Source organism: Xanthomonas campestris pv. campestris str. ATCC 33913 (genome assembly GCF_000007145.1).
GTDB lineage: Bacteria > Pseudomonadota > Gammaproteobacteria > Xanthomonadales > Xanthomonadaceae > Xanthomonas > Xanthomonas campestris.
The window spans coordinates 3,735,356-3,755,773 of record NC_003902.1 but is presented as its reverse complement, the minus strand read 5'-3'; the positions used below and the strand labels follow the sequence as shown (position 1 = coordinate 3,755,773).

10 protein-coding genes and 2 pseudogenes are annotated in these 20,418 nt (G+C 64.4%); 6 read left to right on the top strand and 6 right to left on the bottom strand.

The annotated features are described in order from the left end of the window. The first annotated feature begins 94 nt into the window (after positions 1–94). Genes XCC_RS16425 through XCC_RS16415 form a run of 3 tightly spaced genes read left to right on the top strand, consistent with a single transcriptional unit; the run spans position 95 to position 3,998 of the window. Positions 95–1,588 carry an alanine/glycine:cation symporter family protein gene (locus XCC_RS16425; RefSeq protein ID WP_011038273.1) on the top strand — a complete coding sequence of 498 codons (1,494 nt, stop codon included), beginning with the start codon at positions 95–97 and terminating at the stop codon, positions 1,586–1,588. Then, entirely contained in the window at positions 1,585–2,487 is a 903-nt protein-coding gene (locus XCC_RS16420) for a tRNA/rRNA methyltransferase (protein WP_011038272.1), read from the top strand. The genes XCC_RS16425 and XCC_RS16420 overlap by 4 nt, the downstream gene beginning before the upstream one ends. A 20-nt stretch (positions 2,488–2,507) precedes the next feature. Then, the gene (locus XCC_RS16415) at positions 2,508–3,998 is read left to right on the top strand and encodes a carboxylesterase/lipase family protein (RefSeq protein ID WP_372363227.1); all 1,491 of its coding nucleotides are present in this window, start codon (positions 2,508–2,510) and stop codon (positions 3,996–3,998) included. 412 nt (positions 3,999–4,410) lie between these two features. On the opposite strand, the gene XCC_RS16410 is transcribed toward XCC_RS16415, so the two are convergent. Beyond that, positions 4,411–6,375: a glycoside hydrolase family 97 protein gene (locus XCC_RS16410; RefSeq protein ID WP_011038270.1), complete on the bottom strand. Its 1,965-nt coding sequence runs from the start codon at positions 6,373–6,375 to the stop codon at positions 4,411–4,413. 172 nt (positions 6,376–6,547) lie between these two features. Between XCC_RS16410 and XCC_RS16405 the strand changes: the two genes are divergently transcribed. The 3 genes and pseudogenes from XCC_RS16405 to XCC_RS16395 all read left to right on the top strand — a co-directional run bounded on the left by XCC_RS16405 (position 6,548) and on the right by XCC_RS16395 (position 15,459). After that, a complete protein-coding gene (locus XCC_RS16405; protein WP_012437538.1) occupies positions 6,548–10,012 on the top strand; it encodes a glycoside hydrolase family 2 in 3,465 nt (1,154 codons plus the stop codon). Between the two features lie 137 nt (positions 10,013–10,149). Next, on the top strand, positions 10,150–13,086 hold the full coding sequence (locus XCC_RS16400; protein WP_011038268.1) for a TonB-dependent receptor: 2,937 nt from the start codon (positions 10,150–10,152) through the stop codon (positions 13,084–13,086). Positions 13,087–13,834: 748 nt separating this feature from the next. Next, positions 13,835–15,459: pseudogene (locus tag XCC_RS16395) on the top strand (glycoside hydrolase family 6 protein). Between the two features lie 348 nt (positions 15,460–15,807). On the opposite strand, the gene XCC_RS16390 reads toward XCC_RS16395, so the two are convergent. The 5 genes and pseudogenes from XCC_RS16390 to XCC_RS16365 form a co-directional block, all read right to left on the bottom strand. After that, entirely contained in the window at positions 15,808–16,857 is a 1,050-nt protein-coding gene (locus XCC_RS16390; RefSeq protein ID WP_011038266.1) for a LacI family DNA-binding transcriptional regulator, read from the bottom strand. A 51-nt stretch (positions 16,858–16,908) separates the two neighbouring features. Further along, positions 16,909–18,327, bottom strand: a pseudogene (locus tag XCC_RS16380) (M20/M25/M40 family metallo-hydrolase). 114 nt (positions 18,328–18,441) lie between these two features. Then, on the bottom strand, positions 18,442–18,873 hold the full coding sequence (gene mscL / locus XCC_RS16375) for a large-conductance mechanosensitive channel protein MscL (RefSeq protein WP_011038263.1): 432 nt from the start codon (positions 18,871–18,873) through the stop codon (positions 18,442–18,444). A gap of 62 nt (positions 18,874–18,935) precedes the next feature. Beyond that, positions 18,936–19,649 (bottom strand): fumarylacetoacetate hydrolase family protein, encoded by a 714-nt coding sequence (locus XCC_RS16370; RefSeq protein WP_011038262.1) that lies wholly within the window; start codon positions 19,647–19,649, stop codon positions 18,936–18,938. 92 nt (positions 19,650–19,741) lie between these two features. Then, a complete protein-coding gene (locus tag XCC_RS16365) occupies positions 19,742–20,017 on the bottom strand; it encodes a hypothetical protein (protein ID WP_011038261.1) in 276 nt (91 codons plus the stop codon). Positions 20,018–20,418: the final 401 nt, after the last annotated feature.

Sequence of the window (20,418 nt, the reverse complement as noted above, 5' to 3'; positions counted from 1 at the left end):
GGCGCGTGCACGTCGCATCGTGCAGCGCTTTCGGCCAGAATCGGGGCACTCCCCACCTCGCTGGGGTCAACGGTCGGCGCGTCGGGGAGATTGCGTGGAAGCACTCATCAATGGCATCAACGGTATCGTCTGGAGCAAGGCACTGATCTTCATGTGTCTGGGCGCCGGCGTGTACTTCACCATCCGCACCCGCTTCATGCAGGTGCGCGGATTCGTGGAAATGGTCCGCCTCACCGTGGGCGGGCAGAAATCCGATGCCGGCGTGTCGTCGTTCCAGGCCCTGGCGATGTCGATGGCCGGGCGCATTGGCATTGGCAATATTGCCGGCGTGGCCACCGCCATCGCCTTCGGCGGGCCGGGCGCGATCTTCTGGATGTGGGTGATGGGCTTTCTGGGCGCATCCACCTCGTATGTGGAATCGACGCTGGCGCAGATCTACAAGATCAAGGATGCCGATGGCCGCTATCGCGGTGGCCCGGCCTACTACATCGAAAAGGCCATGGGCCTGAAGTGGTACGCGCTCACCTTCGCAGTGGCCACCATCATCGCCACCGGCTTTTTGATGCCCGGCGTGCAGGCCAATGCCATCGCCGATAGCGCCATCAACGCCTGCCGCGGCACCAGCCTGTGCGGCGCGATGGATGGGCAGTGGATGGGCCTGCCGATGCGCGATGCCGCCAAGCTGGGCATCGGCATCCTGGTGGCCTGCATGCTGGCGGTGATCATCTTCGGCGGCGTCAAGCGCATCGCCAACTTCGCCGAGGTCGTGGTGCCGTTCATGGCCATGGGCTACATCCTGATGGCGCTGGTCATCATGGTGCTCAACGCCGAACGCGTGCCGGACATGTTTGCCACCATCTTCAGCAGCGCCTTCGGCAGCCATGCCGCGTTCGGTGCGTTGCTGGGCCTGGCGGTGGAATGGGGCGTCAAGCGCGGCATCTACGCCAACGAAGCCGGGCAGGGCACCGGCCCGCACGCCGCCGCCGCGGCCGAGGTCTCGCACCCGGCCAAGCAGGGCTACGTACAGGCGTTTGCGATCTACTTCGACACCATGATGGTGTGCACCGCCACCGCCTTCCTGATCCTCACCACCGGCAAGTACAACGTGTATTCGCCCGATGGCGCCAAGCCGGGGCTGTATGCGGGCCTGGTCGGCGTGGAAGAGGGCCCGGGCTATGCGCAGGCCGCGGTGGAATCGGTGCTGCCGGGCTGGGGTGCGGGCTTCGTGGCGATCGCGCTGTTCTTCTTCGCCTTCACGACGATCATGGCCTATTACTACATGGCCGAAACCAATCTGAGCTACATCAACGGCAACCGCCGGCGTCCGCTCACCGTGCTGCTGCTGCGCCTGGGCATCCTGGGCATGGTGATCTTCGGCGCGTTTCATAATGCGCAGCTGGCATGGGCGCTGGGCGACATCGGCGTCGGCGTCATGGCCTGGCTCAACATCATCGCCATCCTGATCCTGCACAAGCCGGCGATGCTGGCCTTGAAGGATTACGAACGGCAGAAACGCCAGGGGCTGGATCCCGTGTTCGATCCTGTCTCGCTCGGCATCAAGAACGCGGATTTCTGGACACAACGATGAAACAGCATGATGGGCGTGGCGCACGGCCGCCGCGCGACACCGCCGGCAGCGGCGCAGCGCCGCTCAATCCGTGGGGCCGTGCGGCGCCACGCGCACCCGCGCCGTCTGCACCGGCGCCACGCACCAGCGCTGCGGCGCCGGCCGCGGCCAGCGCCAACAATGCGCGCGAGCTGCGGCTGTACGGCATCAATGCGATCCAGGCGGTGTTCAAGGCGCGCCCGCAGGCGCTGCGCAAGATCTACCTGACCGAAGCGCGTATCCCGCAGTTCAAGGCCTTGCTGGCCTGGTGCGTGGCGCAGCGCCTGGGCTACCGCGTGGTGGAAGAGGCCGACCTCACCAAGCTGGCGTCCAGCACGCATCACGAAGGCATCGTGGCCGAGGTGTTGCGGGTGCCGCCGCAGCCGCTGCAGGACTGGCTGGCGGCCTTGCCGCAAGGCCCGGTGCTGGCGCTGTGGCTGGATGGGGTGGGCAACCCGCACAACTTCGGCGCCATCCTGCGCTCGTCGGCGCACTTCGGTGTGGCCGGCCTGTTGTTGCCGGCCGGCTCCACGCTGGGGTTGTCCGGTGCCGCCGCGCGCGTGGCCGAGGGCGGCGCTGAAGCGGTGCCGCTGGTGCAGCTTCCCGACAACGCGCAGGCGATGGCGCAGCTGCGGCAGGCCGGCTTTGCGGTGGCCGCCACGCTGGTGGACGGCGGGCAGGATGTGTTTGCCACCGCGTTGCCGCAGCGCCTCGTCTACGTGATGGGGGCGGAAAGCGAAGGCATGGACCGGCAGTTCGCCAGCGCCTGCGATCTGCAGTTATCCATCCACGGCAGCGGCCTGGTGGAAAGCCTCAACGTGGCCTCCGCCACCGCTGTCTTCCAAGCCGCCTGGCGCGCACGCGCGCTGACAGGAGCGTAAGCATGCGCACGCGTGTCTGGATGTTTGCCGCAAGTTGCGCGTTGGCCGTTGCCGGCAACGCCGCTGCCCTCTCGCCGGTCGCGCCGCCGCAGGTGCAGACCGACCACGGCCCGGTGCGCGGCCAATGGCAGGACGATGGCAGCGCGGTGTTCCGCGCGATTCCGTTTGCCGCCCCGCCGTTGGGTGCGCTGCGCTGGCGGCCGCCGCAACCGGCACCGGCCTGGACAGAGGTGCGCGATGCCACAGTCGCCGCCACCCCGTGCGTGCAGCCTGCACTGGGCTGGAACAACGCCATGGCCAAGCGCGGCACCGAAGACTGCCTGTATGTAGAGGTGCAGACGCCCGCGTTGCAGCCAGCCAAACCGCTGCCGGTGTTCGTGTGGATCCATGGCGGCGCCAATGTGGCCGGTGGCGCCGATGGGCATCTGCCGACCAACCTGGTGGCGCAGGACATGCTGGTGGTGACGCTGCAATATCGCCTGGGTGCGTTCGGTTTTCTGTCGCTGCCGGAATTGCGCGATGGCGACAATGCTGCCGCCGGCAATTACGCCTTGCTCGACCAGATCGCCGCGTTGCAGTGGGTGCGCGACAACATCGCCCAGTTCGGTGGCGACCCGGCGCGTGTGACCATCGCCGGGCAATCGGCCGGCGGCCAGGACGTGGGCCTGCTGATGCTCAGCCCGTTGGCACGCGGCCTGTTTTCCGCGGCGATCGAACAGAGCGGCACCGCCGGCTTTGGCTTGCCGGCGCGGTCGCTGCAAGACAACCGCGCACTGGGTGTCAGCATCGCCGCACGTGCCGGTATCGACGATGCAGCGACGCGGCTGGCACAGCTGCGTGCGCTGCCGGCCGAGCGTGTGATCCAGGCCGCGCAAGGTGTGGACGTGCCCGCGCTGGATGACGATGGCTATCTCTGGTTGCAGGCGGTGGTGGACGGGCGCGTGTTGCCGCGTGCGCCAGCGGCGCTGCTGGCCGATGGCAAACAGGCCAAGGTGCCGCTGCTGATCGGGTATGTGGTGCAGGAGCTCACCTATGGCGGCGAGCAGGGCGCGCAGGCACGTGTACGCCGCGACTACCCGGCGCAGGCCCACGCCGTGCTGCAACGGCAGCAACGTGCGCAGGCAAAGCGCACCGCGCGCGAAGGCAGCCCCGCCGTGCAGCTGTCTACCGATCTCACCTTCCGCTGCCCTGCGGTCACCGTCGCGCAGCGGCAGGCAGCACTCGGCGCGCCGGTGTGGCATTACGTGTTCGATACCGCCGCACCCGGTGGCCAGGTGACCCATAGTGCCGAGTTGCCATTCCTGTTCAAGGGCCTGCCGATCGGTACGCCGCCGGTGAACCTGCAGCGTTATTGGGCAGCGTTCGTGCAGGGTGGCAATCCCAACGCGACCGGCTTGCCGGCCTGGCCGGCGTTCGCGCCGACACATGCGGCGCTGCGCTTCGATGCCAGCGGCGTGCAGCCCATCAAGGACGCACGCCCGGCAACGTGTGACGGGATCAATCTGCCGTAATCGGTCGCATCACCGCCTGCGCTGCGGGCGGTGATGTGCGGTTGTGCGGGTGAGGCTGCAGCCAGCCATGACGGCAAGCTGCATGTGGAACAAGACGAGCCATCGTGTTCTGCAACGTGCGGAAGCAACGATGCCACCGCGTTTTTCGCATGGTCGCAAACAGCGATCAGTGCCCACGTGTCCCGATGCGGTGTTCGTAAGCTTGCATCGGCGCCGAGGCCAATACACCGCTACAACGCTTGTCAGCGTCCGTTGCACTGAGAAAATTTCGCTCGTAGCTGACACGGCCGCGTCGCAATCCCTCGCGGCCGAAATCAGCGCGACAGCAATGCGGCCGCAATGCCGGCGCGCGCCAGCGTGCACGTGGCGAAGTGCGCACACGTGCCTGGTTCACGATAGTGCCGCGGCACGACTACTTCTTGTGCAGCCGGATCGCCGCGCCGCCGCTTGCCGCCAGCTGTAGCTGTAATGTGTCATTGCGAGTCAGCTTGCGTGTTTCGATGTTCACCTCGGTGGGCGCTGCGCCATCGGCATAGATCGTCGCTGTCCAGGTGCCCTTGTCCAGGAACGTCAACGGCACTTGCAGCGTGCGCGCCTGTTCGTTGGTCATCGCACCCACATACCAGTCCTTGCCGCTGCGGCGCGCCAGCACGATGTGCTCGCCAATCGCGCCTTCGATCGCGCGGGTTTCGTCCCAGCTGGCAGGCACATCGCGCAGAAATTGCGCTGCGGGCACGTTTTCGTATTGCTCGGGGCTGTCGGACACCACCGCAAACGGACTCTCGTACACCACATACATCGCCAGCTGCTGCGCGCGCGTGGTCATCACCTGTGGCGCGATGTGCTGCGGCTTGAACGCGGCCGGGCGCACGTTGCGGAAGCCGCCAGGGGTGTAGTCCATCGGCCCGAGCAACATGCGGGTGAAGGGCAGGGTGAGGTTGTGGGTGGCGGTGATGCGCGTGGTCCACTTGTTGTACTCGGCACCGAGCACGCCTTCCTGCGTAAGGTAGTTGGGATAGGTGCGGATGAGGCCGGTGGGGTGGTAGGCACCATGCAGATCCACCAGCAGTTTGTGTTCGGCGGCCTTGGCGAGCAGGCGGTGGTAGAAGTCCACCATCTGCTGGTCGTCGCGGTCCATGAAGTCGACCTTGATGCCTTTGATGCCGAGTTGCTGATACCACGCAAGCGCCTCGTCCATGTGCGCATCCAGTGCGCGCCAATGCGCCCATAGCCACAGGCCGACACCACGTTGGCGCCCATACGTCACCAGGCCGGGCAGGTCGAGTTGTTCCACCGGGCGGCGAATGTCCGCATCGCTGTTGTATTGCCCATCGCCGGTACTGCCGTGATACCAGCCGTCATCGATCAGCATGTACTCCAGCTTCAACTGATGCGCGTGGTCGATATAGCGCTGGATGGTGGCGGTATTCATGCCCGGCTGCGCAACGCCACTGGCCAGGCTGCCCGACCACCAATCCCACGCCGATTTACCGGGGCGCACCCAACTGGCATCGAAGGCAGGTGGCGGATTCAATAGCGTGATCAGATTGGAGTCGATCAGCGATGCCGGCGTGTCGCCGAGCATGATCACGCGCCACGGTGTGGCGAAGTCGCGGCCCTGCGCATCGATGCTCACCGCCAGCGCGGGTTGATCCAGCCGTGGCGACAGCTTTGCCGACACGCCCAGCCCGCCATCGGCACGGCCGGTGAGATACAAGCCGGCGTAATCGCGCAGATTGGCCTCGCCAATCGCCAGTGTCGTGCCCTGTGCATCGGTCTGGCACACCAGTGGCAGTTCGAGCAGGTTGTGCGGGCGCAGTTTCGACGCGGCAATGGCGTCGTATTCGCCCTCGTGGCTGGTGCCGAAGCGGCCCAGGTTCAAGGTCCAGCACGGGTAATCGCGTGGAAACGCGAAGCTGGTGAGTTCGTTGCGGATCTCGAGCTTGCCCGCCTTGGGCAGCACATAACGCAGTGCGACACCGTCATCGTAGGCGCGTAGTTCGATCTCAAGCCGGTGTTGTGCGGCGTCGACCAACTGCACACGCAGCTGCCGATAGTGGTCGCGTGCCTGGCGGGTTTTTCCCACCGTCAGCGTCACGCGGCTGTCGTGATCTTCGCTGCTGCTGCCCTGCACGGTCATGCCGTGGCCGAGCTTGTTGTTGCGGCCGAGATCCAGTCCAAGCGGTGCATCGTCGAGCACTACTTTGTTGCGATACAGCACGCGATAGGTGGGAACGCCGCCCTCGCTCAGCGTGAACTCCACTTGCGTGCGTGCAGTGGGTGATTGCACGCGCAATGGCTGCGCAACAGCAGGAATAACGCTCAAAGACAGCAGCAGCGCCGCTGCCGGTAATGCGGACTGGATCAGGTTTCGCATGATTCCCTCCTCCTGGGTGCGCCAACCCTAACGCAGAACGGTTGTTGTCGATATCCTCCTGGGGTAACGTTACCTCGCACCGTGGCAACCAAAACAGGGGCGGCAGTTACGGGCAACATCGCGTCAGCGATGTTCACCGTTGCTTGGCAGTAGAGCTTGGGAGAGGCCTCTAATGCTGATGGTTCGCAAGGCGTTCCGCCGTGGAGCGCTGTGGCTGTTGTGTGGTTGCGTGGGCTGGACTGCAGTGGAGGCTGCACCCGCCAAGGTCGATCCGCCCGGTCCTTATGACGTGCGCGTGCTCGCAGGCGGCGTTGGCTTGAGCAAGACGCTGGCCGCTGATGCACCGATGCTGGCGGCCGACGCAGACTGGAGTGTGTCCGGTTGGGTGCGTCCTGCCATGGACGTGCCCGGTACCGTGCGCATTGCAGGTCTAGGTGATGCGCGCGGCGACGGGCGCTTCTTCGTGATCGACAACGGCCGTCTTGGTTTTGCCCAAGGCGATAGCGTGCTGCGCAGCAAACAGGCGCTGCCGGTAGCTACGTGGACGCAGATTGCAGCGGTGGCGCAAGGTGCACGGCTGACGCTGTATGCCAATGGACGCCAGGTGGCCAGTGGCACGCGCGTGTCACGTGCGGTGGCGCCGGCGCTGGTCTTTGGCCCACGTGTGCCGGCCGATGCCGCGTCGCTGCACTTCGGTGGCGACATCGCCAATTTCACTGCGCGCGCCGGTGCGCTCGATGCAGCAGCTATTGCGCAGCAGGCACGGCACGCGCCGAATGAAATATTGCAGCGCTTCGAAGATGCGTCGCCAGGCTGGCGCGTGCAGACCAAACAGATGGCTGGGCAGCTCGAACCGCAACCGGCCGCCACGCTGCCACGCAGCGCCGCACCGTTCTCCGCACCGGTGGCCAAGCCCGTCACCAATGCGCCCGCATTGCAGCCGCTGGATGCGCTGTCATGGCGCGTGGGCGGCTGGCAGCTGGCCGCTGCGCCTGACCTCGGCACGCGTGGTGGTGCCGAGCTGTCGCGTGGCGCTGCACCTTCCAGTAGCGCATGGCATGTGGCCACCGTGCCGGGCACGGTACTCACCACGCTGGTCGATCGCGGTGTGTATCCAGATCCGGATATCGGCCTCAACAACATGGCCATTCCCGAATCGCTGAGCCGCCAGGACTGGTGGTACCGCAGCACCTTTGAGCTGCCTGCCAGCACACAGGGCAAGCGCCTGGAACTGGTGTTCAACGGCATCAATTACGCCGGCGAGATCTGGGTCAACGGCGTGCAGGTGGGGCGTACGCGTGGCGCATTCGCGCGTGGGCGGTTCGATGTCAGCAGCTACCTCACGCCCGGCCGCAATGCGATTGCCGTGCGTGTTTCGCCGCCGCCGCATCCGGGCATTGCGCACGAGCAGTCGATGACCGCCGGCGTTGGCGAGAACGGTGGCATGCAGGCACTGGATGGGCCCACCTTCATTGCCAGCGAAGGCTGGGACTGGATCCCGGCGGTGCGCGACCGTAATGCCGGGCTCTGGCAGGATGTACAGCTGCATGCCACCGGCCCGCTCGCGGTCGGCGACACGCACGTGGTCACCGCCAAACTGGCGCCCGGCCATCGCCGCGCCGAGCTGGAAATTGCCGTGCCATTGCGCAACACCAGCGGCACTGCGGTGCAGGGCACAGTGCAGCTTGCCTTCGGTGATGTGCGTATCCAGCGTGAGGTCAACGTGCCTGCGGGCGGCACCACGCTCACACTCACTGCCGCCGACACGCCGGAGCTGGTGGTGACCAATCCACGGCTGTGGTGGCCGAATGGGTATGGCGAGCCCTCGCTGTACACCTTGCAGGTCGGTGTCGCAGCGGGCGGTGTGCAGTCGGATCTGCAGCAACTGCGGTTCGGTATTCGCGAGGTCACTTACGAGCTGTCGTTGTTCGACGAACGTGGCGCACTGCGTCGTGTGCTGGTGGATCTCAATCAGGCCCGGCAGCGTGGCGAGCGCATCGTCGATGTGCGGCACGCCGCCATTCGCCCGGTGCCCGGTGGCAATGCGCAATCGCTGTATCCCGGCGCACTCGCGTCGCCAGCGGTGACGCAGCTGGATGACAGTACGTTGGCCCCGCATCTGGTGCTGCGCATCAACGGTGTGCGGATTGCGATCAAGGGCGGTAATTGGGGTATGGACGATTGGCGCAAGCGCGTCTCACGCGAGCGCCTGGAGCCGTACTTCCGCCTGCAGCGCGATGCGCACTTCAACGTGGTGCGCAATTGGGTGGGGCAGAACACCGGAGCGAGCTTCTTCGACCTGGCCGACGAATACGGCATGTTGGTGTTGAACGACTTCTGGCAATCCACGCAGAACTACAACATGGAGCCGGCCGACGCGGCGCTGTTCCTGGCCAATGCCGCCGAGGTCATCACGCGCTTCCGCAACCACCCTTCGATTGTGCTGTGGTTCGGCCGCAACGAAGGCGTTCCCGCGCCGATCCTCAACGAGGGCCTGGACGCGCTGGTCGCCGCGCTCGATGGCACACGCTGGTACACCGCCAGTTCCAACGAAGTGAATCTGCAAGGCAGCGGCCCGTACAACTATCGCGAGCCGGTGGCGTACTTCAACAAGCTGGCACAGGGCTTCTCGGTGGAAGTGGGTACACCGTCGTTCTCCACCCTGGAGTCCTTCAAGGCGTCGGTACCTGCGGTGCAGGATCAATGGCCGATCAGTGACAGCTGGGCGTATCACGACTGGCATCAGTCCGGCAACGGCGATACCGCCAGCTTCATGCGCTCACTCAGCGACAAGCTTGGCGCACCAACCAGTCTGGACGATTTCGAACGCAAGGCGCAGCTGCTCAATTACGAAACCTACCGCGCCATCTTCGAAGGGTTCAACGCGCAGTTGTGGACGAAGAACAGCGGCCGGCTGCTGTGGATGAGCCACCCGGCGTGGCCCAGCAACATGTGGCAGATCTACAGCCACGATTACGACACCCACGCCGCGTACTACGGCGTGCGCAATGCCGCCGAGCCACTGCATGTGCAGATGAATCTGCCCGGCCACGAAGTCGTGGTGGTCAACAACACGACCACAGCCGTGCGTGGCCTGCGTGTGCGGGCTGAGACCTATGCGGCCGACGGCCGCCTGCTGCAACAGCGCGAGCAGGCGGTGGATGCAGCAGCGGTGGCGGTGTCTGCACCCGTGCTTCAGCTGACGCCACTGCTGGCGAACGCAAAGGACCTGGGCTTTGTGCGGCTGCAGTTGCTGGAGCGCGACGGCACGGTGCGCTCGCGCAATTTCTACTGGGTGGCGCGCGACGCCGCTGCCATGCGCTGCTTGGACGCATTGGCGCCGGTGCCACTGGAGCTCACCACGCAGCTGCAGGCAGGCGATGCGCCGGTGTTGAGCGCCACTGTGCGGAACCCTTCGCAGCACGTGGCCCTGGGCGCCAAGCTCACCTTGGTGGATGCGCAAGGCCAGCGCATCTTGCCGGCCTACTACAGCGACAACTATCTCAATCTTGCGCCTGGCGAGAGCCGCACCGTGGAGATTCGCGGGCCGGCCGAGGCCAGCTTGCGCGCCGCGCGCGTGCAGTTGCGCGGGTGGAATCTTGCACCGTCTTCGGGCACCGCCAGCGGCAGTCCCTAGCGGCGTCCTTGCAGTTGCTATGCCGTGCCCCGCACGGAGCTCGCACTGGCGCGTTGAACGCGTCAGACACACCGTGCCGCCCCCCGGCGGCACCATTCGAAATGGTCGTGGAGTGTTGTCATCCCTGGGAGGGGACCATGAACAAGTTGCTGTCGAATACACGTCATACACCGCTGGCCGCCGCGCTCGCGGCCGCACTGACCTTGCTGGCTGGTGGCGCGCAAGCGCAGGACGCCAGTGCCGGCGCAGGTGTCACCGAGTTGGACAAGGTCATGGTCAAGGGTGTGCGTGGCGCGCAGGCCGAAGCCATCGAGAACAAGCGCACTGCCGCGCAAATCATCGATTCAATTTCGGCTGAAGACATCGGCAAGCTGCCCGACGTCACCATCACCGATTCGCTGCAGCGTGTACCCGGCGTACAGATCCGGCGCTCCGCCGGCGAGGGCTCACAGCTCAACATCCGCGGCATGCCGCAGGTGCAGACCACGATGAATGGCGAGCTGTATCTGAGCGCAGGTGGTGGCGATCAATTCGGCCAACCGAACATCGGCCGCGCACAGCCGGATTTCGTCGACATCCCGCCGACACTATTCAGCGGCGTGGACGTAATCAAGTCGCCCACTGCCGCCGATCTGGATGGCGGCATCAGCGGCACGGTCTCGCTGAAGACGCGTCGCCCGTTCGATCTGCCCGAAGGCTGGACCTTCAGCGGTCAGGCCGAAGGTTCCTACGGCGACCGCGTGGAAGAACTCAACGAGTTGTACTCGGGCCTGGCCAGCTTCCGCACCGAACGTTGGGGCGCCCTGCTGGCGGTGTCGTATTCCGATGCCACCCTGGAAAACAAGCACCCCAGCGTGTATTCCAACGGCGCGCAAAAATCCACCGAGCAGAACGTGGGCTTCGACTTCAACGGCGATGGCCGCATCGGCAGCAATACCGATCCGTCCAACCTGCCGCGTGATTATTTCTATAACTGGGTCGCCACCGAACTGGATAACCGCAGCACCGACCGCCAACGCACCGGCGTCAACGGCTCGTTTCAGTTCAACATCAACGACTCGTGGACGGTGCTGGCCGACGCGGCCTATACCAAGCTCGAAGACCAGGACACCTCGGTGGCCGCGCAGCTGCATACCGGCTGGGCCACCAATCAGCTGCAGCCGGGATCGGTGGTCGATTCCAACGGCGTGCTCGAATACGGCCAGTTCCGCTACAACCGCTTCCAGGCACATTCGATGGCCGGCGTGGCCGATTCGGATTCGCTCAACACCAACCTGGAGCTGCGCTTCGATGACGGCGGCCCGTTCCGTGCATCGTTCCGCTGGGTGCATGGCGATGCACAGCGCACCTACGACGAAGCGCGTGCCGATGCGGTGGTGACTCGCGGCGATCAGATCACCCGCGCTGGCGGCGTGACGCAATGGGCAAACGCCAATGGCTTGCCAACCGTGGATGCCTCGGTGGATTTCCGCGGCACCTACCCGGCGGTCAACCTCGGCACCGATGTGTCCAACCCGGACAACTGGCAGCTGATGTCGACCTGGGCGCAGGGCAACAAGATCGAAGCGACGATGGATGCATTCCGTGCCGATGGCACCTTCGAGTTCGACGAAGGTGTGGTACGCGGCTTCCAGTTCGGCATCCGCTACGGCGAGCGCGAGGTCAAGCTGGACACCTATCGCTACCTGTCGCCGGTGTCGACCACATGCGCAGACCCCAACCGCTCGCTGTACTACTTCAAGGACCCGCTGATCTCCGACACCTGCAGCGGCGTGTCCGAAGCGCGCCTGCTGCCGTTTAATTCCATCCCCGGCTACTGGGCGTACTTCAACGACTTCGATCCGCTCAAGGTTACCGGCCTGGGCAGCCAGGGGTTGCCGGCGATCAATCCGCAGGTCATGAAGGACCCGGTGGGGTATATCAACAGCCTGTATCCGGGCAACGTGGCCTACCAGCAGGCTGCCGATTCGTACAAGGTCACCGAAAAAAGCACGGCGGCGTATTTCCTGGCGAATCTGGAAGGCGGCACCGGCAGTGCGGTGCCGTGGACGGCCAATATCGGCGCACGCATCGTGCAGACCAAGCTGGCGATCGATCAGTATCTGAGCAGCGGCAACGTGTTTATCGGCAATGTCGAATGGAACGGTGTCAGCCCGGCGATTGGTACCAACCGTTTGAATCGCCAATACACCGACGTGCTGCCCACCGCCAACCTGTCGCTGGACATCACCGACGCGCAGAAACTGCGTTTCGCCTACAACAAGGCGGTGGCACGTCAGGATCTACCCGATCTCGGCCGCGGTCTGGTGAGCTTCTATGCGGTCAATGGCACGCCACCGCGTAACCCTGCGCTGCCCCCCGATGCGGTGCTGTTCCTCAATGGCCGTTCCGGCAACCCGGATCTGGATCCGTACCGCGCCACCAACTACAACGCGTCGTGGGAATGGTATTTCTCCGATGCGTCGTTGGTCAGCGTGGGCGCGTTCCTGATCGACGTGAAGTCGTTCCCCACCACGGTGACCAACATCGAGCCGCAGCCCGATGCCGACGGTGTGGTGCGGCTTGGCGGCCCGGTGGAGAGCATCGTCAATGGCGGTGGCGGCAAGATCAAGGGTTTCGAAATCGGCTATCAACAGGCCTTCGATTTCCTGCCCGGCTGGCTGAGCGGTTTCGGCACCAACATCAACTACACCTTCTCCGATGCCGATACCGACAACACCGATATCGAAGGCAACACGCTGCCGATCGGCGACAACTCCAAGCACCAGGCCAATGCGGTGCTGTGGTATCAAAAGGACAAGTTGCAGGCGCGCGTGGCCTACAACTGGCGCAGCAAGCGTTTCAGCCAGGTCAATAGCGGTGCGTGGGGCGATGAGCTGGCGATCTGGAACGACGACGTCGGTTATCTGGATGCCTCCTTCAGCTACGACGTCAACGACCACCTGACGCTGTACGCACAGGCCACCAACCTCACCGGCGAGAGCGAGCGGCGTTACGCGCAGTGGACCAACCACTATTACGACCAGAACATCTTCGAGCGTCGTTATTACGCGGGCCTGCGTTTGCGTTTCTGATCCGGCTGCACCCCATGCGGCATGGCGCGCATCCGCGTCGTGCTGCATGTTCTTCTAGCGAGACTCTCCACGCGATCATTGCGCGTTCTTCCCGTCGCCGTTTTCATGCGGCGCTGCAGTACGCCTGACGGAAACGTCGGGCACCCTCCCATTCGGCCGCATCGTCGGGAAGCGATGTGGCCGTTTTTTGTGCGTGCTGGCACATCCATTTGTGTCGTAATGCCTGGACTGCACCGATGGGTGTAGCGGGTATTCGGATCTGTGTCCGAACGCAATCTTTGGCGATTGCGCCGCTCACAGCTGCGGCGTAGTTTGCGCATGGCGAGCTTGGTCACGCCGCTCGCAAGCACAGCAGTCAATGCTGCTCGCTCACTCGCTCCCTGGAGATCATCCACTCATCACGCAAGTGCCGGAACGCGCTTATCGGCCCGGTACCCTGCCCCTGATACACGCTGAGCGTTATGCGTTTTCGTCTGGATCAAGGCCATCTGGCCCTGCCTCCTTGCGTACGCGTTGCTGATGTCTTGCCCTCGTACGCCGTTGCGGATGTGCGCTGGCGGAGCGTGTCCGATCGCCTTCCAAGGAGTCTTCGATGGGTGCCTTTACAGGAATGGGAGTAGGCCAATACCACCACGGTCGTGCTGAAAGAACATCCGCAATCCCTGAGAACCAACCACGGAAAAAGGTGAATACCATGCGTTCCAATCAAGGCATCCGTCGCAACATCAAGCGCACACTGGCGTTGTCATTGCTGGTTGCAAACCCTTTGCTGATCGCGGCGGTGTCCGCGCAATCGCATGTCGATAATCCCTTCGTAGGCGCAACCGGCTATGTGAATCCGGATTACGCAAAGAAGGTGGATGCATCGATTGCGAAAGTGAAAGTGTGCCGCTCAAGGCGAAAATGGGTGTGGTCAAAAATACTCCCACGGCGGTCTGGCTCGATCGCATCGATGCGATTGCCGGCGGCTCAAAGAACGCCGGGCGCCTCGGTTTGCGCGCGCATCTGGACGCGGCGCTGGCGCAAAAGAAAGCCAACACACCCATCACCGCCAGCTTCGTCATTTACGATCTGCCCGGGCGCGACTGCCATGCATTGGCATCCAATGGTGAACTGCCGCTCACTCCCGCAGCGCTGGAGCGCTACAAGAAAGACTACATCGACGTGATTGCCGGCATCTTTGCCGATCCGAAGTACAAGGACATCCGCATCGTCAATGTCATCGAGCCGGATAGCCTGCCCAACCTTGTCACCAACTTGAACGACATGCGCTGCGCGTTGGCCAATTCCACCGGCATCTACGAGGCCGGCATCAAGTATGCGATCGACAAGCTGCACGCAATTCCCAATACCTACAATTATCTGGATATCGGCCATTCCGGCTGGCTGGGTTGGGATAGCAATCGCGGCCCGACCATTGCGCTGTACACGCGCGTGGTGCAGGGCACTGCCGCGGGCCTGTCCAGCGTCGATGGCTTTGTGACCAACACCGCCAATACCACGCCGTTGAACGAGCCCAATTTGCCCAACCCCGAGTTGAGCGTGAATGGCCAGCCGATTAAATCGGCCAAGTACTACGAATGGAATCCGTATTTCGACGAGACCGATTTCACCCAGGCGCTGTATAGCGGATTCGTCGGTGCGGGCTGGCCGGGCACGATCGGCTTCATCATCGATACCGGGCGCAATGGCTGGGGCGGGCCGAATCGTCCGACTGCGGCAGTCGGCAGCGACATCACGACCTATGTGAATTCCGGGCGCATCGATCGCCGGCTCCATCGTGGCAATTGGTGCAATCAGAGCAACGCAGGGATCGGTATGCCGCCCGCTGCAGCGCCCGGTGCGCATCTGGATGCCTACGCATGGGTCAAGCCACCGGGTGAGTCGGATGGTTCCAGCACGCTGATTCCGAATAATGAAGGCAAGGGCTTCGACCGGATGTGCGACCCCACCTACACCACGGCCGACGGCGTGCTCAGTGGTGCGATGCCGGGCGCGCCGATTTCCGGCGCCTGGTTCCACAACCAGTTCGTTGCGCTGGTCAACAACGCCTATCCGGACATCGCGACCGCCAGCGCCGCATCTGTTGCACTGCCACCGCGCCAGGTACCGGCTGCAACCCGTGGGCTCACCGCTACGGTGGGAGATAGCACTGTCAAGCTGAGCTGGTCAGCCGTGAGCGGCGCAGCTAGCTACACGGTGCAGCGCCGCGCCGGCACCACGGGCGCATTGACGACGGTGAGCAGCAACGTCATCTCAACCGCCTATGTAGACCGCGCGGTCGTCAATGGTGCCGTGTACGTGGTGACGGCCAACAACGCGGCAGGTGCGAGCGCGCCATCGGCTTTGGTGATCGCCCGGCCGAACAAGTAGCCGTCTTGCTCTTCTCAGTGCAATGAGTTGATCGCAACGCAGTCTGCGGTGATGGCGGTCGTGAACACGACGGCCGCCATCAGTGAGCCCCGCAGCCCTACACATCGTGTCATGCAGCTGTTTTCGCGCTTTGCCTGCATGGGCGTCGTGTGTCAGTACGAAATTGCGAACTTCGCTCTGATCGTCTGAGCCGGATTGCTGTGCTTCCCATCACTGGCATAGGCCGGTGGCTGCAGTTCGCCCGGTCGCAAGCCCGGGCACCCTCCCATTTGGCCGCATCGGCGGGAAGCGATGCGGTTTTTTTTTGTGCGTTGCACGTGCAGCCATACGTTTGCAACCATCACCACATCACACCACCGGCGCCGCCGTCGAACCGCGTTTCACCAGCGTGTACTTCATCACCTGATGCACGCCTTGCACTGGTGCGCCCTTGCGTCGTTCGCGAATGGCTTCGGCCAGCAGTGAGACCGCTGCGCGGCCCATGGCGGTGACTGGCTGATGCACGGTGGTGAGTTCGGGCCAGATGGTGGTCGCCACCGGCGTGTCGTCGAAGCCCGCCACCGACACATCCTCGGGCACGCGTAGGCCCAGCCCGTGCGCCACCGCTACGGTGGCTGCTGCCATGTCGTCGTTGCTGCAGAAGATCGCCGTGGGCGGTGCGGGTTCTGCGAGCAATACGCGCGCGGCGAGCAGGCCCGAGTGATAGGTGAACAACCCCTCGGCGATCAGCGCCTCATCGATCTCCAGCCCCGCCGCTTGCAGGCTGTCGGCGTAGCCACTGGCACGCAGCGCGCTGGGTGTGTGTTTGGGGTCGCCCTTGATCAAGGCGATGCGGCGATGGCCAAGCGCGATCAGATGATCGACGAGCGCGCGCGCGGCCTGGTAGTCGTCGATGCGCACCGAGCTGATCTGCGCCATCGGTGCGCCACTGGCCACCGCCACCACCGGGATGCCGCGTGCATCGAGTTCGGCAATGGTCTGGCGTGAATCGCACAACGGTGGCGGCAGGATCACGCCATCCACGCCGGCGGCGAGCAGGCGTTCGGTGGCAGCGCGCTGGCTGCGGATGGCGCCGCATTTCTCCACCAGCACCTGGCTGCCATTGAGACTGCTCTGTTCGAGCAGGCCGAGCATGAATTGATTGAGGTACGCCGCACTCGGGTTGCTGTACAGCACGCCGATGCGCAGCAATCCACTGGTGCGCAGCGAGCGGCCGGCCAGATTCGGCCGGTAGCCCAAGGCCTGCACGGAGGCCTCCACCCGCACCCGCATGTCTTCGCCCACATGCGGGTGGCGGTTGATGACGCGCGAGGCCGTCATCGGCGAGACGCCTGCGTGTTTGGCGACATCCAGCAGGGTTGCTGCCGTGGTCGCAGTGCGTTGCCGCTTGGCCGCCATCGTGTGTGCTCGTCCTGGAGTTGAAGCGCACCGCTGGCAGTGCGCCTCAGCTTACTCGTTCGGCGGCTGCACAGACTTTGCGCGGCTGCCGAAATCGCCATCGGCTTCGGCGGCCAGATACGCGAACACGGTGTAGGCGGCCACGTTCTGCGCGAGCGCCTTCGGATCGATCTTGTCCAGCGTGTCGTCTGCGGTGTGGTGCAGATCGAAGTAGTCGGTGCCGTCCTGCGCCAGCCACGCCCAGGCACCGCCCTTGGCAGAGATCGGCCCCACATCCGGGCCAGGGCCGCCCTTGCTGGGCTCATACGCGATGCCCAGCGGCTTCAGCACTTCGGCAATCTGCTAGGTGGCCGCGCGCGATTGTTCCGGCGCCGCCGAACCGGTGTTGAAGGCGTAGATGCGCCCGGCACCGAAGTCGCTTTCAGCGCCAATCTGATGCAGCGCCATGTCCTTGGCGTCCTTGCCATGCGCAGCCGCATACGCCTTGCCGCCGTACAGGCCCTGCTCTTCGTTGGCGAAGGCCACCACGCGAATCGTGCGCTTGGGCGCCTGCTTGAGCTGGCCGATCAGATGGCCGGCGGCCATGGTGATCGCCACGCCCGCGCCGTCGTCAATGGCGCCGGTGCCCAGGTCCCACGAATCCAGATGCCCGCCGATCACCACCACTTCCTTCGGCTTGCTACGCCCGGTGATCTCACCGATCACGTTGTACGAAGTGGCCGTGCCATCCCAGCCGCAATCCAGCGCCAGCCGCACGCGGGTGCTACCCAGGGCTGCCAGGCGTGCCAACTGGTTGGCATCGGGCACTGACAATGCCGCTGCGGGTACCGGGGTCAGGCCTTCATCGAAACGGGTGATGCCGGTGTGCGGTACGCGATGCGAGTCGGTGCCGGCCGAGCGCATCACAAAGCCGATGGCGCCTTTGCGGATTGCTTCGGAAGGGCCCTTGCTGCGCACTGCGCCGCCGTTGCCGTAGTCCTTGCCGTCGCGCGCCTTGACCATCTGGTAGTCGACAAAGGCAATCTTGCCGGCCAGGGAACCCGCCGGCGCCGCCTGCAGTGCAGCCAGATTCTCGAAGCGCACGATCTCGCCTTCCACGGTGCCGCCCGGGCTGCCGCCCAGCGCAGTGATATGCAAGGGCTGCGCATGTGCGCCGATGACGGCGGCCTGCTCGCTGCGGCGCTCCCACTTGGGGAAAGTGACCGGCTCGGTCCAGACCTTGTCAAAGCCCAAGGACTTGAACTTCGCCTTGGCCCAGGCCACCGCGCGTGGATCCGCTTCACCGCCGGCAATGCGCGGGCCCACTTCGGTGGTCAACGATTCCACCACTGCAAAGCCGGTGCTGTCGGCCAGCGCCTGCTCGCGCAACTGCGCGGCGGTGCGCAACGCGCTATCGGGAATGCTGGTGGGCGCGGCAAGCGCTGCGGAGGTGGCAAGCAGGGCGGAGATGGCGACAGCGAGGCGACGCATGCAGGACGGCTCCAACGACAAGGGGGACTCCGAGCTTATCAGCGCGAGGTCCCCCGTCTGCGTGCGAAAAGTCATCCTCGTGTGCGAAGTGCGCGCAAGGATGTGGCCGCTTGTTTACGGCACGGTCGGATTCTTGAGCGTGTCGTTCTTGAGCGAGTCGCGGATCTCGCGCAGCAGCAGCACTTCTTCGCTCGGGCCCTTGGGAGCATCCGGCTTGCGCTGGCTGAGGCGGTTGATCAGTTTGACCACCAGGAAGATCGCAAAGGCAATGATCACGAACTGCACGACGGTGTTGATGAAGTCACCGTAGCCGATCACCACGGCAGGAATTTCCTTGCCGGTGGCATCCACGCCCGCCGGTTTGAGCACCCACGCCAGCCGCGAAAAATCCACGTTGCCGATGGCCCAGCCGATCGGCGGCATGATGATCTTTTCCACCAGCGCGGTGACGATCTTGCCGAACGCCGCGCCGATGACCACACCGACCGCCAGGTCGATGACATTGCCACGCATCGCGAATTGCTTGAATTCGCTGACCATTCCCATAGTGCACTCCAGATGGGGGACGCGGACCCACTGCCGCTGCAGCGATCGTAGCCCGGCCGATGTCAGTCCGCGATGATGCCGTGGCGTTCGGCCACGTTTTCCAGGCGCGCACTGAAGTGATCGCCCGGCAACAACGGGCCGACGCCGGCCGGCGTGCCCATGAAGATCAGATCGCCCGCGCGCAATGCATAGAGCTTGGACAGCTCATGCAGGATCTCCGGCACGTTCCAGATCATCTGGTCCAGCAACGATTGCTGGCGCACTTCGCCGTTGACTTCCAGCGACAGGTTCAATGCATCCAGTGCACCCACTTCGCCGGCATGCACCAGCTCGCTGATCGGTGCGGAATGATCGAAGCCCTTGGCGATGTCCCAGGGCAGGCCTTTGGCCTTGGCCGCGGCCTGCAGATCACGACGGGTCAGGTCCAGGCCCACGCCGTAGCCATAGATCAGGGCCTCGGCCTGGTCCACAGGCAGTTCACCGGCGGGTGCATCGCTGCCCAAGGCCACCACCAGCTCCACCTCGTGGTGCAGCTCCTTGGTGCCGGGCGGGTAGGGGATGTGGTCGCCATGACCCACCACGATGGCGTCGGCCGGTTTCATGAAGAACGTGGGCTGGCCACGTTCGGCCTTGGACGCCGGCGCGGTGGCACCCATTTCTCGGGCGTGATCTGCAAAGTTGCGGCCGACGCAGTAGATGCGGTGCACCGGAAAACTGCCGCCACCCACCACCGGAATGCGCGGGACATCGGCAGCGGGAATCACATCGTGGGTCATGCACGCATCCTCAAAGACAGGACGCGTGAGTCTAGCTGCTTGGCGGTGCAGGCGAAAACAACGCTCGCCTCAGGCGCGCTGCAGCGTGCGGCTCAGTGCGAGAGCGGAAGGGCCGGCTTGCGCACTACGTGGTACTCGGCCTCCACCACGCGGGCGTGCTGCGGCGCGCGGCGGTTGGACTTGCTCAACAATTTCCAGGCCACGCCACCAAGGATCATTGCAGCGCCCACGAACACGCTGAAGAAGATCAGCACGGCCAGGATAGCCAGGCCGGCGAGGCCAGCGGCAACGCGCACCAACGGGTGACGCGGCTTGCGCGGCGCAAACAGGTGGTGGAGGTTGCCGAATTGGAAGATGCGTGCGGGCATGGCGGTGGGCTGCCGGAGGAAACGAGGGGGCAGTATCGTTGCGGTTTCATGTCATTGAGTGAAAAGTTCGTTAAATCGAGTGCCGTTCTGTTAAGCCCATCACATTGGTTGTGTTGGGAACCACGCGCTTCGCGTGTTGTTGTTGGGCCTGCACGCGGTTGTGTCTGCTAACTGCGATGGCTTAGCTGTGATCGGCTAGTTGCAGTTGGTTGCGGAAGTTGCAGCGTGTAGTGGGGAAGTTGCCTTGCGGTCTGTCTGATAGCCAGGCGCGTTGGTTGTTAGGAATGCGCGATGGCCGAAGCCGCGCGGAGCCGCAGTGACGCGGACGCCGCCGCCTTGAAATGGCGCAATGCGCCTGGGCGCAGTCCCCAGGGAGCGGCATGGCACAATCAGGTCTGTTC

Coding starts and splice junctions, on each gene's coding strand:
- XCC_RS16370 (WP_011038262.1), bottom strand. CDS start 19,649: ATGACCCACGATGTGATTCCCGCTGCCGATGTCCCGCGCATTCCGGTG.
- XCC_RS16420 (WP_011038272.1), top strand. CDS start 1,585: ATGAAACAGCATGATGGGCGTGGCGCACGGCCGCCGCGCGACACCGCC.
- XCC_RS16410 (WP_011038270.1), bottom strand. CDS start 6,375: ATGCGAAACCTGATCCAGTCCGCATTACCGGCAGCGGCGCTGCTGCTG.
- XCC_RS16390 (WP_011038266.1), bottom strand. CDS start 16,857: ATGGCGGCCAAGCGGCAACGCACTGCGACCACGGCAGCAACCCTGCTG.
- XCC_RS16415 (WP_372363227.1), top strand. CDS start 2,508: ATGTTTGCCGCAAGTTGCGCGTTGGCCGTTGCCGGCAACGCCGCTGCC.
- XCC_RS16405 (WP_012437538.1), top strand. CDS start 6,548: ATGCTGATGGTTCGCAAGGCGTTCCGCCGTGGAGCGCTGTGGCTGTTG.
- mscL (WP_011038263.1), bottom strand. CDS start 18,873: ATGGGAATGGTCAGCGAATTCAAGCAATTCGCGATGCGTGGCAATGTC.
- XCC_RS16400 (WP_011038268.1), top strand. CDS start 10,150: ATGAACAAGTTGCTGTCGAATACACGTCATACACCGCTGGCCGCCGCG.
- XCC_RS16365 (WP_011038261.1), bottom strand. CDS start 20,017: ATGCCCGCACGCATCTTCCAATTCGGCAACCTCCACCACCTGTTTGCG.